At 70.4% G+C, this 15221-nt stretch carries 13 protein-coding genes and 1 pseudogene; 7 read left to right on the plus strand and 7 right to left on the minus strand.

The window, feature by feature from the left end; translation table 11 throughout:
• Nucleotides 1-406: 406 nt before the first annotated feature.
• Nucleotides 407-703 (minus strand): antibiotic biosynthesis monooxygenase, encoded by a 297-nt coding sequence (locus J7E87_RS21710; protein WP_215096151.1) that lies wholly within the window; start codon nt 701-703, stop codon nt 407-409.
• 348 nt (nt 704-1051) lie between these two features.
• Between J7E87_RS21710 and J7E87_RS21715 the strand changes: the two genes are divergently transcribed.
• The 4 genes from J7E87_RS21715 to J7E87_RS21730 all read left to right on the plus strand — a co-directional run bounded on the left by J7E87_RS21715 (nt 1052) and on the right by J7E87_RS21730 (nt 7882).
• Nucleotides 1052-3448 (plus strand): SpoIIE family protein phosphatase, encoded by a 2397-nt coding sequence (locus J7E87_RS21715; protein WP_215096152.1) that lies wholly within the window; start codon nt 1052-1054, stop codon nt 3446-3448.
• A gap of 497 nt (nt 3449-3945) precedes the next feature.
• The gene (locus J7E87_RS21720; protein WP_215096153.1) at nt 3946-4632 is read left to right on the plus strand and encodes a FadR/GntR family transcriptional regulator; all 687 of its coding nucleotides are present in this window, start codon (nt 3946-3948) and stop codon (nt 4630-4632) included.
• Nucleotides 4629-6044: a hypothetical protein gene (locus tag J7E87_RS21725; protein ID WP_215096154.1), complete on the plus strand. Its 1416-nt coding sequence runs from the start codon at nt 4629-4631 to the stop codon at nt 6042-6044. Before J7E87_RS21720 ends, J7E87_RS21725 begins: the two co-directional genes overlap by 4 nt.
• On the plus strand, nt 6041-7882 hold the full coding sequence (locus tag J7E87_RS21730; RefSeq protein ID WP_215096155.1) for a GMC family oxidoreductase: 1842 nt from the start codon (nt 6041-6043) through the stop codon (nt 7880-7882). The genes J7E87_RS21725 and J7E87_RS21730 overlap by 4 nt, the downstream gene beginning before the upstream one ends.
• 36 nt (nt 7883-7918) lie before the next feature.
• Here the strand turns inward: J7E87_RS21730 and J7E87_RS21735 are convergent, their stop codons facing one another.
• The 3 genes from J7E87_RS21735 to J7E87_RS21745 all read right to left on the minus strand — a co-directional run bounded on the left by J7E87_RS21735 (nt 7919) and on the right by J7E87_RS21745 (nt 10791).
• Nucleotides 7919-9397, minus strand: coding sequence for a glutamate-cysteine ligase family protein (locus J7E87_RS21735; protein ID WP_215096156.1), 1479 nt, complete (start codon nt 9395-9397; stop codon nt 7919-7921).
• 202 nt (nt 9398-9599) lie between these two features.
• Entirely contained in the window at nt 9600-10052 is a 453-nt protein-coding gene (locus tag J7E87_RS21740) for an organic hydroperoxide resistance protein (RefSeq protein WP_215096157.1), read from the minus strand.
• A 124-nt stretch (nt 10053-10176) separates the two neighbouring features.
• Nucleotides 10177-10791: a helix-turn-helix domain-containing protein gene (locus tag J7E87_RS21745; RefSeq protein ID WP_308313003.1), complete on the minus strand. Its 615-nt coding sequence runs from the start codon at nt 10789-10791 to the stop codon at nt 10177-10179.
• Between the two features lie 181 nt (nt 10792-10972).
• Here J7E87_RS21745 and J7E87_RS21750 point away from each other — a divergent pair, with 181 nt between their 5' ends.
• Nucleotides 10973-11368, plus strand: coding sequence for a DoxX family protein (locus J7E87_RS21750; RefSeq protein WP_251017803.1), 396 nt, complete (start codon nt 10973-10975; stop codon nt 11366-11368).
• Nucleotides 11369-11392: 24 nt separating this feature from the next.
• Here J7E87_RS21750 and J7E87_RS21755 read toward each other — a convergent pair.
• From J7E87_RS21755 to J7E87_RS21765, 3 genes and pseudogenes are all read right to left on the minus strand, one after another.
• A pseudogene (locus J7E87_RS21755) lies at nt 11393-11742 on the minus strand (acyl-CoA dehydrogenase family protein).
• Nucleotides 11743-11792: 50 nt separating this feature from the next.
• The gene (locus tag J7E87_RS21760; protein ID WP_215096376.1) at nt 11793-13040 is read right to left on the minus strand and encodes an AI-2E family transporter; all 1248 of its coding nucleotides are present in this window, start codon (nt 13038-13040) and stop codon (nt 11793-11795) included.
• Between the two features lie 164 nt (nt 13041-13204).
• A complete protein-coding gene (locus tag J7E87_RS21765) occupies nt 13205-13762 on the minus strand; it encodes an ATP-binding protein (protein ID WP_215096158.1) in 558 nt (185 codons plus the stop codon).
• 177 nt (nt 13763-13939) lie between these two features.
• Between J7E87_RS21765 and J7E87_RS21770 the strand changes: the two genes are divergently transcribed.
• Both J7E87_RS21770 and J7E87_RS21775 read left to right on the plus strand, forming a co-directional pair.
• Complete coding sequence (locus J7E87_RS21770; protein ID WP_251017830.1) at nt 13940-14155, plus strand: DUF397 domain-containing protein; 216 nt, start codon at nt 13940-13942, stop codon at nt 14153-14155.
• 86 nt (nt 14156-14241) lie between these two features.
• Nucleotides 14242-15144 carry a helix-turn-helix transcriptional regulator gene (locus J7E87_RS21775; protein ID WP_215096160.1) on the plus strand — a complete coding sequence of 301 codons (903 nt, stop codon included), beginning with the start codon at nt 14242-14244 and terminating at the stop codon, nt 15142-15144.
• Nucleotides 15145-15221 lie beyond the last annotated feature (77 nt).

A 15221-nucleotide genomic window follows, 5' to 3' on the forward strand; every position in this document is an offset into this window, starting at 1 on the left:
TCTCGAATCCCGTGCGTGGGTGCTCCCATGAGGTGGCGGTAGAGGTACAGGTGGGTTCGCACACGCCGACGCGGGAATCCCGGCGTGTCGGCAGGTGGCGGCGCGTTGGTCCGGGGCCGCCGGGCTCGTGGAGGCCATGTCCTCGCCCGATCAACTGATGGTGAGCGCTCGGCCTCAGCGGCTCATTCTCCGGATCCGGAGTGAGGTTCTGCGCTCCTGCCCGTTCCGGTCGGGGGCCGCGGGCATCGGGTGCCTGTCGGCGGTCATGCGCCTGCGCGGCGGACGTGCCTGAGATGTACGGTCCGGGGTCGGCCACAGCGCCGCCGGTCAAGAGCCGGTTGACGTCCGCGGCAACCCCTCGGCTCGGCTCCCGGCTCAGGGATGCCGATCGGCTCGGGGGCGCCGATCACCGACCGGGGATGGTGAGTTCGCCGCCACGGTAGAAGCCTTCCTGCTCCTCGACGACGTACGGGGCCATGGCTTCCCGCCGTCGCTTCTCCCCGTCGGAGTTCCGCCAGGAGTCGCACGCTTCCCGGGAGTCCCAGAACGACACCCCGGTGATTTCCTGCCCGTCCTCGGACCAGTACGCGTAGGCGCGGCGCATGCCGTGCGGAGTCGAGCCCGGTCGCCATGCCCTCTCGAACTCCTCCAGCGTGCCCGGCTTGATGCGGCGCGTCGTCACCCAGACGAAGTAGTCCTCCATGGCGGCCTCCTGTGGAACGTCGGTTCGGATATGGCGCTCCCCGGACCACGGTAGGTCGCTGGCGCGGCTTCCGCCTCCGCGGCGGGCTCCCCGCACTCAGGGGCTTGCTGGGGGCGCATTGAGGGGGCGCGTCTCGCCGGGCCGATCACTGAATACGGCGAGCATCGGGCCCGGCTTCCGGCCGCTCGTTCCGCAGGACCGCGACGGCCGGGCCCTGTGACGGCCGCCGCCCCCAAGAGCCGTCCGCGTCGGCCGCCCGGACGACTCTTGCCTTGACCCGTCATCGCGGTTGTGCCGGTCCCGGTCAGGGCCGATTCTGTAGGTAATGAATCGGGCTGGTGTGGCGCCATGAGCGCGTGGAACGCGGCGGAGAGAGCCGACTTCCGTGGTCCGCTCGACGTCACCAGGGCGGCCACGGTGGTTCTCGACGCCCAGGACGCGGTCATCGGCTGGGGACCCGCGGCCGAGGCCCTCCTCGGCTATCCGGCGTACGAGATCATCGGGAAGCACCTGGAGACGTTCCTTCCGCCCCAGGAAGGCAACGGATTCACCGCCGCTGAGTCGGCCGACCGGGCCTTGGGCGCCCGTTTGAGCGGAGGCGACATCCGTGTCGCCCGGCACCGGGACGGCCATGAGCTGCTGCTCGCAACAGCGGTGTCCCCCCTGCTCGGCGGTGGCACGGCGGCTCGCGTCCTCGTCGCGGCCGAGCTGGAGCGAGTGCGGCTGTGGGAATCCCGGCTGGCTTTGGTGAACGGGCTGGCCACCCAGTCACCCGTCGGTCTGGCCATCTACGACACCAACCTGCGCCTGACGTGGTGCAACGCCGCGTACGAACGGGAGATCGGACAGCCGTTCTCCGAGTTCCGCGGAATGCGGGCCGATGAGCTGTACTCAGAGGGCAGGTTTCTGACCGAGGCGTACCCGCGCACCCTCGATGAAGTGATGCACTACGTGCTCGACACCGGCGAAGCGATCCTCGACCTGCATTTCCTGGGCCAGCCACCCAGCGAACCCGGCACGGACCACCTCTGGTCATGCTCCTACTACCGGCTCCAGGACGCCGACGGGCATGTGTTCGGAGTGTGCGAGGACGCGTTCGACATCACCGATCGCTACGAGGCGCAGCGGCGGCTGGCCCTGCTCGTCGAGGCCGGCCGCGCGATCGGCACCGCCCTGGACGTGATCGTCACCGCCGAGGAGGTCACGGATGTGGCGGTGCCGGACCTCGCGAGCACCGTCACGGTCGACCTCGCGAAGGAGGTCCTGGAAGGCGAGGTGTTGGGCGCCGGAGCCCCGGGACCGACGGCTCTCGTGCGGGTCGCCTCCCGGTCGGCCCAGGTGAACGGGGCGGGCGATCCGGACCGGTCGCGTAAGCCTTCTCCTGTCGAGTACCCGCCAGGTTCACCCCAGTACCGCAGTCTCTCCTCGGGCGGGCTCGTGCTCGTGGAGGACACCTTGGTCGTGCCGTTGCGGGCCGGGGGCGGCGTGCTGGGACTCGTCACCTTCCATCGGGGCACCCCGTCAGCCACCTTCGACAGCGGCGAGGTCGCGCTCGCCGACGAGCTAACCACCCGCGCGGCGGTGTCCATCGACAACGCCCGGCGCTTCACCCGTGAACGCAAAGCCTCACTGGCCCTGCAGCGCCAACTGCTGCCGCAGCACCTGCCGCGGCAATCGGCGGTCGACGCGGCCCATCGCTACCAGCCCACGGACGACGTGACGGGGGTCGGCGGTGACTGGTTCGACGTCATCCCGCTCTCCGGAACCCGGGTCGGACTCGTCGTCGGGGACGTGGTCGGCCACGGCCTGCAGGCAGCGGCCACCATGGGACGGCTGCGTACGACCGTACGCGCGCTGGCCGGAATGGACTTGCCCCCCGACGAGTTGCTCACGCGACTCGACGACCTGGTGGGCCAGGCGGCGGAGGAACAGTCGGAAGCCGTCGGCCCGTCCGCCGACCTGCCCGCGGACGACGCCACCGGGGCGACCTGCCTCTACGCGGTCTACGATCCGGTCTCGCGACGATGCACCATGGCCCGGGCGGGGCATCTGCCGCCGGCGATCGTGGACCCCGAGGGCCGCCTGTCCTTCCCGGAGCTGCCGGCCGGACCGCCGCTGGGTCTCGGCGGTCTGCCGTTCGAGTCCATGGAACTCGAGCTGCCGGTGGGCAGCCTGGTGGCCCTCTTCACCGACGGCCTGGTCGAAGCCCGCGACCGCGACATCGATCAGGGGATGGACATCCTGGGCCGGGTGCTGAGCGAGCGCCGCGGTTCCCTGGAAGACCTCTGCGACCAGGCTCTTTCGGAACTCCTGCCGGACGGCCCGACAGTCGACGACACGGCACTGCTGCTCGTGCGTACCCGTGAACTCGACGCCGCGCAGGTCGCCGGATGGGAGCTGCCCGCAGAGCCGGTCGCGGTGGGCCATGCCCGGCAGCTGGCTACCGGCCAGCTTCAAGCATGGGGCCTGGAAGAGCTGACGTTCTCGACCGAACTCGTCGTCAGCGAGCTGGTCACCAACGCTCTCAGGCACGCAGAGGGGCCGCTGCACCTGCGTCTCATCCGTGATCGCACGCTCCTGTGCGAGGTCGCGGACACGGGCCACACCTCACCACACCTCCGCCACGCCGCGGACGACGACGAAGACGGGCGCGGACTGTTCATCGTCGCGCAAATCGTTCATAGATGGGGAACCCGCTACACGCAGTCCGGGAAGACCATCTGGACGGAACAGGCGTTCCCGTAGGAGGGGTGACGAGAGGCAACGACGACGCCGACCGCCCTGGCACCGGCGCCTGGGTCACGGTTCAGTTGGGACGGTTCGGTGGTGACGGTTCGGTTGCATGGTTGTGAGACTGCGTTCCCCTCCGCCGGGTTGCGGCGTTGGGCGGGTATGAATGTTTCCGGCAGCGACCCGATTCCGCTTCCCGACGCCCGGCTGGTGGGCGCGTACTGGCTCGCCTCTCCGAAGCATGAGGACGACAGTTGCGTGTGGTGTGCGCAGCTGCGCTCGGCTGATGCCAAGGCGCGTCGGGCACCCCCGGAGGGAAAACGTTCCCCCGCGGTCTGGGTTGTGCCTCCGGGGCTGCCTCCCCGTCCGCATACCGGCTGCTGAGAAGGCCAACACCGGTTACGGGGCCGGGTGTTGTTCCCGCGATCGAGGGCCGATTCATTGACTTCACGCTTCGGCCCTGATTCAGTGGCTCATCCACTGAGCCACTGAATCAGCGAAGGAGGGACGGCATGGAGGCGCTGCCCCGCGAGACCATCGTCGATGTCCTGGAGACCCGGCTGCGCGAGGACATCCTTGCCGGGCGGCATCCGGCGGGCAGCTATCTGCCGCCGGAGCGCCGACTCGCCGACGGATACGGCGTCACCCGCACCACCCTCAAGCACGCGTTCGGCCGCCTCGTCCAGGCCGGACTGCTGGAGACGCGGCACGGAGTGGGCACCCGGGTGCGCGACTACGCGCGGCTCGGAGGGGCCGATCTGCTGCCCATGCTGGTGAGGCACAGTCCGGACTGGATGGTCGAGATCTTCGAAGTACGACGCAGCGTCGGCGCGTTGATCGCCGAGCGCGCAGCGGCCCGCGCCACCGAGGAGCAGCGGGCCGAGCTGCGTGCCCTGCTGGCGGCGGTGCTGGTCGCGGAGGGTGGGGACGCAGTGCAGCTGGCCGACATCGAGGTGCACCGGGCGCTGGCCCGCGCCACCGGCAACCGTGTCTACGTACTGCTGACCAACACACTCTTCAACGCCTACCTGCCGGTGCGGGCCGCCCTCGTAGGCCCGTTCAACAGCCCGGACGCGGCACACGCCAGGCTGGAACCGGTGGTCGAAGCGGTGACGGCGGGCGACCGGGCAGGCGCCGGACGGGCCGCCGAGGCGTATCTGACGGCGACGGAGCGGATCATGCTGGAGGGCCTCGCATGAGTACACGTACACCTGAGGAAGCCGGGGGCACCCGGGGCACCGCTTTCCGGGAGACCATGCTCGGCACGGTCCGGCTCGAGGGCGAGGACCGGCCCCGCCCCATCCGCCTCGACCTGAGCGCCGCGGCGGATCGCGTGCTGCGCCTTCGTGGCACGACCGACGCGCGGATCACCGGTCGGATACGCATCGCCGGATGGGCCGACGACCCATGTGCCGAGGGCGAGTTGGAGATATCTCCGCTGGCCGGGCGCCGTATCCGCTACCGGATGTCGTTCATGGCCGGCGATCGCCGCCTCACCCTCGACGGCTGGAAGTCAGTGACGCCGCGCCGACCGTTGAAGTCGATGACGGTGCTGCCGTTCACGCTGTACGACGAGGGAGTGCCGGCCGGCGAGGGCACGCTGCGCTTCCCGGTGACGACAGGGCTCGTGCCCTTCCTCGCGAGCTTCCGTTTCCCCCGGCAGGAGGACGCGGACTCCCACATGGCGCCGCGCTGGAACGGCGAGCCGGGCCGCACCGAAGTCTGGTACACGACGGTCACCGACCCGGCGACCGGCACCGGACTGTGGCTGCACCACGAACTCACCGCGCCGGCCGACGGGGCCGAACCGTTCGCTCACGGCTGGGCCGCGGTGTTCCCCAAGGACGGTCCGGTACGGCACGCCCGCTTCGGCCCCGCGAAGTGGACCGGGGGCGGGGACGGCTTCACCGCCGAAGGCGTCCATGCCGGACCCGGCCGGCTGTCCGGCTCGGCGGGCGTACTGAGCTGGGACCTGGCGGAACGGGCCGAGGGGGCACCGCTGTTCACCTTCCCCCGCTGGTCCTGGCGCCGCCCTCTGCTGCCCGCGGCGCAGATGCTGCCTGCCGCACGGGCCACGTACGCCGGGACATTCGCGTACGACGACACGACCCTCACGCCGACCGGCGCGCCCGGCGCCACCGCCAGGATCTACGGTCACGGCAACGCGCGCCGCTGGGCCTGGCTGCACGCCGATCTCGGCGCGGGCGACGTGCTGGAACTCGTCGCCGCGGTCTCCACCAGGCCGGGGCTGCGCCGGTTGCCGCCACTGGTCTTCCTGCGGCTTCGCCGAGGCGGCCGCACCTGGCCGCGAAGGGCAGAGCGCACGGCGGTCGGCTGGGCCGGATTCGGCCGGTTCCGCGCCGCCATCGGGCTGCCCACCTGGACGGTGACCGGGCGCGCGGGCCTGCGCCGTATCCGCGTCGAGGTCACCCAGCCCGAGGAGCGCACGCTGGCGCTCGACTACACCGACCCGGACGGCAGCCACGCGACCTGCCGCAACAGCGAAAGTGCCGATGCGCGTGTCCTGCTGGAACGGTGGTGGGGCGGCTGGCGCACGGAAGCGGAGTGGACCCTGGCCGGCACCGCACACGCGGAGGTGGGCACCCGATGAGTCTCACCGGTCTGGTGGCCGCCCTCATCGCCGACGACGGCACCGCTGACTGGCCCGCGCGGGTCCCCGGCAGGCTGGAGAGGGTCATCGGCTCGATGCCGTCCCACGCGCGTGCCGGGGTGCGGGCGGCGGCGGGCGCCATCGACGCGTACGCCGTGGCCAGGACCGGGCGCAGGCTCGCCGCTCTCAGCGCCGAGAGGCGAGAGGCCGTGCTCGCCTCCCTCGGTGCGCGCCTCGCGCTCCTGCCGCTCCTCGACGTACTCAAAGTGCCCGTCCTGCTTGCCGCCGGAACCGAGCGCATGCTCGAACAGGGCATGCGCACACATGAGTTGACGCGCAAGGATCCTCCGCTCGACTGCACGCCCGCCCGCGAGTGGCGGGCGCGCTCCACAGCGGACGCAGTGGTCATCGGCTCCGGCGCGGGGGGCGCCATGGCCGCGCGGACCCTGGCCCGGGGCGGTCTCCGCGTTGTCGTACTGGAGGAAGGGCAGCACCACTCCACGGAGTCGTTCGGGCGGCGCACCCCGCTCGACCGGTTCGTCGAGCTCTACCGGGACGGCGGGGCCACTGTCGCCGTGGGCAGTCCGCCGCTGCTGCTTCCGGTGGGCCGGGCTGTCGGCGGCACCACGGTCGTCAACGCCGGCACCTGCTACCGCACTCCGGACCATGTGCTGGCTCGCTGGGCCGGCGACTTCGGATTCTCGCCGGCCGAGCGCTTCGGCCCCTACCTCGACGAGGTCGAACGGACGCTGCGGGTGGCCACGCAGCCGATGGACGTCCTCGGGAACAACGGCAGGCTCGCGCTCGCCGGGGCCGAGCGCCTCGGCTGGCGGGCCGCGCCCCTGCGCCGCAACGCGACCGGCTGCAAGGGGTCCTGCCAGTGCGTGGTGGGCTGCCCGACCGGCGCCAAACAGAGCGTGCAGCTGTCGGTGCTGCCCGACGCCTGCGCAGCCGGAGCCCGCATCGTCACGGGCGCCAAGGTCCGGCGTGTCCTGGTCGACGCCGACCGTCCGGGCGGTTCGCGCGCCTCGGGCGTCCTCGTACAGAGGCAGGACGGCAGCGAATTCGAGATCCTCGCACCACTGGTCGTCATCGCCGCCGGAGCACTGCAGTCGCCGCCTCTGCTGCGCCGCTCGGGCCTCGGCGGCCACCCGCGACTCGGCCGTAATCTCAGCGTCCATCCGGCGACCAGCGTCGCCGGCCGCTTCGCCGAGCCGGTCACCGCCTGGGAGGGAGTGCTGCAGAGTGTCGGCGTCGAAGAACTCCACGACGGCGGTGTGCTGATCGAGGCCACCGCGACCCCGCCGGGAATGGGCTCCTTCGTACTGCCGGGCCTCGGGCGGGAGCTGCGGCGCGAACTGGAGAGCGCCGACCGGCTTGCCACGCTCGGAGCGATGATCGCCGACCGCCCCTCGGGCCGTGTACTGGGCCGGGAACGGACCCTGCTCCGCTACGACCTGGACCGGCGCGACGGGGGCCGGTTGATGCGCGCCGTACGCGCCATGGGCGAAGTCCTCTTCGCGGCCGGTGCGGAGGAGGTCCTCACCGGCATCCCCACCGCGCCCCGTGCCCGCACGCTGTCCGAACTGGACGAGATCCTCGCGCACGTGGGCCCGAGCCGGCTGCACCTGTCCGCGTACCACCCCACGGGCACGGTGTCCGCCGGCGCTGACGCGCAGCGCTTCCCGGCCGGCCCCTGCGGGCGGCTGCGTGGAGTGCAGGGAGTGCTGATCGCGGATGCGTCGGTGCTGCCGGGCTGCCCCGAGGTCAATCCGCAGCTGAGCATCATGGCTGCCGCGCTGGCGGTCACCGAGGGCCACTTGGAGGCGTGCTCGTAGGGGGCCGGCAGCCGGGCGGCGTGTTCCCTCGCAGGTTCAGTCGACGGGCCAGGTGTGTGCCGGGGCGTTGAGGTGCATGTACTCCATGTACTGCCGTGTCATCCGCCGCAGCGCTTCATGGCTGTCGACGTGGTCGGCCTGATCGATGTGGTGGAACATCTCTGCCTGCCACAGCGCGCCGTTGCGCCCGGTGACGCACCGCTGCTCGATGATGCCCAGCAGCGGCTCCCGCCATGCCGCGTCCATGCCCGACAGCTCCAGGCCCCGGTGAGCCATGGGCAGCAGGCGCCGCAGTACGAGTTCGGCGACCGGCACCTCGCCCATCCCGGGCCAGTACAGTCGCGCGTCGATTCCGTGCCGTGCCCCGGCGTGCAGATTGTCCTCGGCGGCCGAGAACGACATCCGCGACCAGACCGTCCGTTCCTCCTCGACCAGGGCGCGCGTCAGTCCGTAGTAGAAGGCGCCATTGGCGAGGACATCGGCAACGGTCGGGCCGGCGGGCAGCACCCGGTTCTCCACCCGCAGGTGCGGTTTGCCGTGGGCGACGGCGTAGATCGGACGGTTCCACCTGTAGATGGTGCCGTTGTGCAGGGTGAGTTCGCCCAGTTCGGGAGCGTCGCCGCCGTCGATCGTCTCCTGCGGATCCTCTTCGTCGCACAGCGGCAGCAGCGCGGGAAAATAGCGCACGTTCTCTTCGAAGAGGTCGAAAACGCTCGTGATCCACCGCTCGCCGAACCACACCCGGGGCCGCACCCCCTGCACCTTGATCTCCTCCGGGCGGGTGTCGGTGGCCTGCTCGAAGAGGGGGATACGCGTCTCGCGCCAGAGCTCCTTGCCGAACAGGAAGGGCGAGTTCGCCGCCAGGGCCACTTGCACGCCTGCGATCGCCTGCGCGGCGTTCCAGTAGTTCGCGAACTCGTCCGGCGAGACCTGGAGATGGAACTGGGTGCTGGTGCACGCCGCCTCGGGAGTGATGGTGTCGGCGTAGGTCCGCAGCCTGTCCACCCCGTCCACCGAGATCCGCAGATCCTCACCACGGGCCGCGAATATCTGCTCGTTCAGCAGCCGGTACCGAGGGTCTTCCGACAGTGCCGCCTCACCCGCATCCCCCTGCCGCAGCGTCGGCAGGATCCCGATCATGATCAGATGCGCCCCCGCTGCCGCGGCCCGCCCCTCGGCATGGTTGAGCGCGTCCCTGATCTCCTGCTCCCACGCATCGGGACCACCGGCCGTCAGCTTTCGGGGTGGGATGTTGATCTCCAGATTGAACCGGCCCAGCTCACTCGACCAGGCGGGATCGGCGATCGCCTCGAGTACGTCGGTGCTCCGCATCGTGGGCTCGCCGGCCGCGTCCACCAGGTTCAGCTCGAGTTCCAGACCTACCTGGGGCCGCTCCACTTCGAAACGTTCCTCACGAAGCATCTGCGCGAACGCGTCGAGGCAATTCTGCATCTTGTTCCGGTACTGGCGACGGTCATCACGGGTGAAGACCAGTGCCGGGACATCTCGTCCCATCGACCCTCCCGAGTCTCCTCGGCGGACACCACTCCCTCAGCGTGCCACTCCACGGCCGCCCGGACCACCGCGGGCGGCGGCTCCCCGCTGCCGCTGCCGAGCCGGGGCTCGTACGCAGTCGGCTCCGGCCGGCCGTGATCGGCCAAGGGCGATCGCGGACCCGGCGGCGGTCAAGGGGTGACCGTCCGTCTGCGACGTCGGCTTACCCGGCCCCGGGCGTGCCGACGTCGTGACCGTTGGCGGTCAGCGTGAGGTCGACGTTGCCCCGCGTGGCATTCGAGTAAGGACATACCTGATACGCGGCAGCGACGATCCGCGCTGCCTGCTCAGGATCCTGAATCTCCGGCAGGGTCACATGGAGCTCCACCGCAAGCTGGAAACCACGGTCCGCGGTGGGAAGGAGGCTGACCCGACTGTCGATCGAAGCGTCGCCCGCCTCGACGCGTTCGCGACGACCCACCACGCCCAGTGCACCCTCGAAGCAGGCCGCATAACCCACTGCGAAGAGCTGTTCGGGGTTCGTGCCACCCCCTTCGCCGCCCATCTCTTTCGGCACACGCAGTTGGACGTCCAAGGCACCGTCATTGGTGCGCCCGTGGCCGCTTACGCGACCGCCTTTCACGTTTGCCTCCGCCGTGTAAAGAACTCGTGCCATCTCGGCCTCCATTCCGGACCTGCGGATTGCCCCAGTCCACGGCTGAGAGCTTTCCAGTGTCCGATGGTGAACGCACCCGATGAGTCAACGGTGGAATCTTTGTCCAGTCGGTACGGAATGTTGGTCAGGGTCGGCAGACGCGCTGCACGAGGTCCTGCCAGCCGTGGGCGAGCCGCTCATCGGCCTGGTCGGCGGCTTGGGTGAGGTCGGATGCGGACAGGTAGAGCAGGAGGGGGCCGTCCAGGGCGGCGGTGAGCTGGACGGTCAGGACGTCGAGGTCGGCGGCGCCGAGGCCCATCTGCCCCAGCAGCATGCGTATGTGCATCCGGGAGAGGGGTGTCTCTGGTCCGGCCGGTACGGGCTGAGTGCCGTCCAGGGCGGCGCGGGCGATCTCGCGGTGGGCGACGAGGAACCCGACGCGCGCCCGGCCGTAGGCGATCAGACGCTCCAGCGGCGCGGCGCCCGGGCCCAGCGGCGGCGGCCCGGACAGTACCCGCTCCTGGAAGGCCCGCTCGTCGTCGTCCAGCAGCGCCTGGAAGATCCCCGCGCGGCTGCCGAAGCGGCGGAACACCGTCCCCTTGCCCAGGCCCGCCCGTTCGGCCAGTCCGTCCATGGTCAGTCTGTCCGCGCCCTGCTCGGCGAGCATCTCGCGGGCCGTGGCCAGCAGATGCAGCCGGTTGCGTACGGCGTCGGCGCGCTCGCCGCGCGGCGCTCCCAGGGGCAAGACGGGTTGGTCCACAGGACTCACTCTAACCGGGGGGAATACAACCGGGGTAAAGTCCGCTTATGCTTTCCGTGCGGCGACAGCGCCGACATGCCACCGGGACCGTCCCGGGGCGGCACCGTACTGACCTGGAGAAACACTCACCATGCCGGCCGCGAGCCGGTTGACGGCCTGCCCACTCGGGTGACGCCCCCTGTTGCCCAGCTTCAACACCAACACCGCCCCCGACCAGTTCTCAAGGACCTCCATGTTCATCGCCACCATCGTCGTCTCCGCCCTGCTCGCCGCGCTCCTGGTGTTCTCGGCCGTCGGCAAACTCCGCAACGACCCCGCCCAGCTCAAGGTCATGCAGACCGTCGGGTTCCCGGTCGACAAACTCTGGCTCCTGGCAACCGCCGAGATCGCGGGCGCCGTCGGCCTCCTCATAGGCCTGTTCTGGTGGCCGCTCGGTGTCGCTGCCGCCATCGGCGTCATCCTCTACTTCATCGGCGCGGTCGGCTCCCACCTGCGCGTCCGGGACCCCGCCACGAACGCGGCCATCCCCCTCGTCCTCGCCATCGCCGCGCTCACGCTGCGCCTGGCGACCACCTGACCACGGCCCGATCCCCGCGGGGGCCTACCCGTTGACCGAGGCGACCGACGCGACCGAGGCCCGGCCCCGGCCCGCCCCCCGTGGTCGGCCGGAGCCGGGCCTGCCGGCCTTCAGGCTGAGGGGATCCGCACAACGCCCGTGCCCGCTTGACAGTTCGCCCGCGACGATGAAGCACCGGATTTCTGAAGTGCCTTTCCAGATGCGGTCGACGCGCAGTTCTCGGTAGAAGCGTTCGACGGGTAGGAGCGGTCGTAGCCGTGTCCGCCGACGATCGGGACGCACCGGTCGATGACCCGGTCGGCCGCATTGCTCGCCGTCAGCTTGGCGACGGCCGCCCTGGCATGCAGGGGCTTGCTTGACCACCCCCAGGTCAAGCACGTAATGCTGTGACCGCGCGCGCCGGCGGCGACGGTTCGTCAGGGGACTACCAGCCCGTCCCTCGGTCGGCGACCGGGGTCTGCAGCGGAACCGGTTCGCGTGCCCGGCGCAGCGCCTGATAGGCCGACCAGAGGACGGACACCAGCGGTACGGCTACCACCGCGCCCAGCACTCCGGCCGTGATGGCCCCGCCGATGACCGAGAGCGCGACCACCACCGGGTGCAGCCGGACGGCCCAGCTCATCACGATCGGGTGCAGCACATGGCCTTCGATCTGTCCGATGACCACGATGAGCGCGACGACCAGGGCCGCGATCAGCGGGCCCTTGGCGGCAAGGGCCACAACGGCGGCGACCGCCAGGGCAATGGGTGAGCCGATCAGCGGAATGAAGGCGGCGAAGAACTCCAGCAATGCCAGTGGGACGGCGAGCGGCACGCCGAGAGCGAAGAGGGCCACGCCGACCAGGAACGCGTTGGTCGCGGCCACAAGGACGATGCCGTGGGTGTAGCCGGTGAAGGTCCGCCAGGCCGCGCTGCCCGCGGTCGACACCCGAACCCGGGCGGCCGGCGGAAGCTGGGCCAGGAACCAGCCCCACTGCCGGTCGCCGGAGTGGATGAAGAAGACCGAGCAGAACAGGGCCAGGGCGAGCACGGTCAGGACTTCCACCAGCCGGCCGGCCCCGCTGAGCGCCTTACTGATGAGGGTGGTCCGGTGGCTGGACAGGAACTGCCCGACCCGGGACTGGATGTCGGTGAGAGCCTCGGGGTGGAGCCGGAACGGCGGCTCCGCGAGCCAGCGCTGGATCCTGCCGACGCCTGCTTTGAACTCCAGTTCCAGCCCGGCCCACTCTCCCGCCACCACGCCGCCGACCAGAGCCAGGATGCCCAAGATGAGGAAGATGCTGCCGAGCAGGGACATGGCGACGGCGAGCGGTCGGGGCAGGACGCGCCCCAGGAGGTCGGTCACCGGCCGGAGCATCGCGGTGATGACCATGCCGAGGAAGACCGCCACGGCGAGGTCGTGGAGCCGCCCCAGCACCGAGAAGACGGTGTACACGAGGGCGCCCACCACGAGGATTCGCCAGGCGTAGGCGGCAGCCGTCTGCAGAGCGGGCAACACCCGCAGTTCGCCGCCGGGGCGGGGGTGGCCCGGCGGGTGCCGGGGGCCCGGTTTCCCGGCCGGAGGGCGGGTGATGCTGCGCAGCGCCTGACGCGACGCCGTGCGGATCCGCTGCCGGCGCCCGGCGGAGGGCGCGCCGGGACCCGGGTCCCTGGGTCGCGGATCCGAAGGCATGGACATCCACAAGCTCGTACCACCGGGGGCCCTTCGTGCCACGCAGCCGGCGCGATATTCGCCCGAAGGCACCTGGGCCGGATGCCGTGGCTACCTGCCGCTCCCTCCCCGGCGGGGCGGCGGCGTCCAGGAAGCGGACGGCCTTCGGCCGGGCTGGGTCCGCGTCAGGTGGCCCGCGGGCAAAGGGGGAGCGTCGCCCAGACCGTCTTGCCCCGTGGCAGTGTCAGTGACCACGACCAGGTCCCGCTCAGTGCACTGATGAGTTTGAGGCCCCGGCCGCCGACTGCGGAGGCGTCGGCGTCGCGCGGACGCGGGGGATCGGAGCTGGGGTCGGTGACCGCGCAGACAAGGTCGCCCGGGTGCAGGAAGATGCCGAGCCAGACGGGGTAGTCCCCGTCGTCCGGCGATGCGGGGTCCAGCGCGTGCTGGACGGCGTTGGTGACAAGTTCGCTCACGACCACCGCGGCGTCAGGAACGAGACTCTCCAGCGCCCACCCGCTGAGGGTCGCTGCGACGAAGTGGCGTGCCTGGGGAGCGTTTCGGAGCTGTCCGTCCAGGCCGCAAGCGGCGAATCCGACCGGGCTGTTGCCCTGGACCAGTCCCCATTCCGGCTCGCCTGAACGGGGTAATCCGGGCAACGGTTCCGCGCCAGGCTCTGCACCGCAGAACCGGCCTCCGCGCCCGGTGCTCGTGCTCAGCGAGGCTGACAGGTGGGTGGTCACTGGTCATGTCCCCCTGGGGGCTTGGGACTTCGACGCTGTGGCAGCCGTCGTGAAACGAGTATGGTCTAGCACTGCCCGAGAATGCAATTGCACCTGGGATTGCATTCGTTGAGGTGCTGAGGCGAACGAACGTGCGAACGATGAGGGGCTGTTGCAGTGGAATGTTTCTTCAACGGCATGCAGGCGAGTGCGCTGAGCTCGGCGAAGTGGACCAAGAGCAGTCATAGCAACGCGACAGGGAACTGTGTGGAGATGGCGGAGCTGCCTGGTGGGCATGTGGCGATTCGTAACTCCCGTGACCCGCAGGGGCCGGCGCTGATCTATACGCGGGATGAGATTGCGGCGTTCGTGGCGGGCGCCAGGAATGGCGACTTCGACTCTGTCATCGGCTGAAAAACGTTGTAGGAACGTCAAGTTCCACACCTACGAAGTGGCAGTGGTGGATACTGGCGTCTCCCAAGTGTCCGCAGGAGCGCCCGATGGCTGCAGCCGACCCGAATGTGTCGTTGTTCGTACGACCGCTGGGGGCGGTGGAGAAGAACCCGACCGCGCTGAAGCTGATCCTCGGCGCCAAATTGCGCGAGCTGCGCCTTGCCGCCGGGCTCGACCCCGTGGACGTCGACAGCCGCCTTGGGTTCTCGCGGTCGAAGACCAGCCGAATCGAGCTGGGACGGCACGGCTGCAAGTCCGCCGATGCCCTGGCTCTTCTGAGGCTCTACGGGGTGGACGGCGAAGAGTGCATCGCTGAGTTCCTCCACCTGGTGGACCAGTCCCGCCGGACCGACTGGTGGCACTCCTTCAGTGACGTCCTGTCCGACTTCCTGACCCCGCTGGTCGCTCTGGAAGGAGCGGCCGAACGCATCCGCACGTACGAGCCGTTCTACGTGCCCGGGCTGCTGCAGACCCCCGCGTACACCCGCGCCGTGGTCCAGGCCGGACCCGGCCAGCTCCTCGCGCACGATGTGATGCGACGCGTCGATCTGCGACAGGAACGGCAGCGGCAGCTCGACCAGCCGGACGCGCCGCGACTGTGGGCGGTGATCGACGAGTCCGTCCTGCTGCGGGCGGTCGGCGGCCGGGACGTGATGCGCGCGCAGCTCGAGCACCTCGTCAAGATGATGGAGCGCCCCCGGGTCACTCTGCAGATCGCCCCGCTGGATGTGACAGCCGCGGTCGGAGTCGGCACCGGCGTGACCTGTCTGCGCTTCGCATTGAGCGATCTCAAGGATGCCGTATACATCGAGCATCTGACCGACTCGACGTTCACTCAGAAGCCGCAGGTCGTCGAGGAGTACCGGAACATGCTGGACCGCCTGGGAGCATGTGCGCTCACGCCCGCGGAATCACTCGCGGTGCTGCGCAAGCGTCTTCTCGCCTGCTGACGCGAAACGGCGGCGGCCCGGGTACGGCGCCGCGAGGGCGCTGTACCCGGGCCGCACCTGGCCGAAGGCGAGCGTTC

It is taken from the genome of Streptomyces sp. ISL-1, assembly GCF_018614585.1.
GTDB lineage: Bacteria > Actinomycetota > Actinomycetes > Streptomycetales > Streptomycetaceae > Streptomyces > Streptomyces maoxianensis.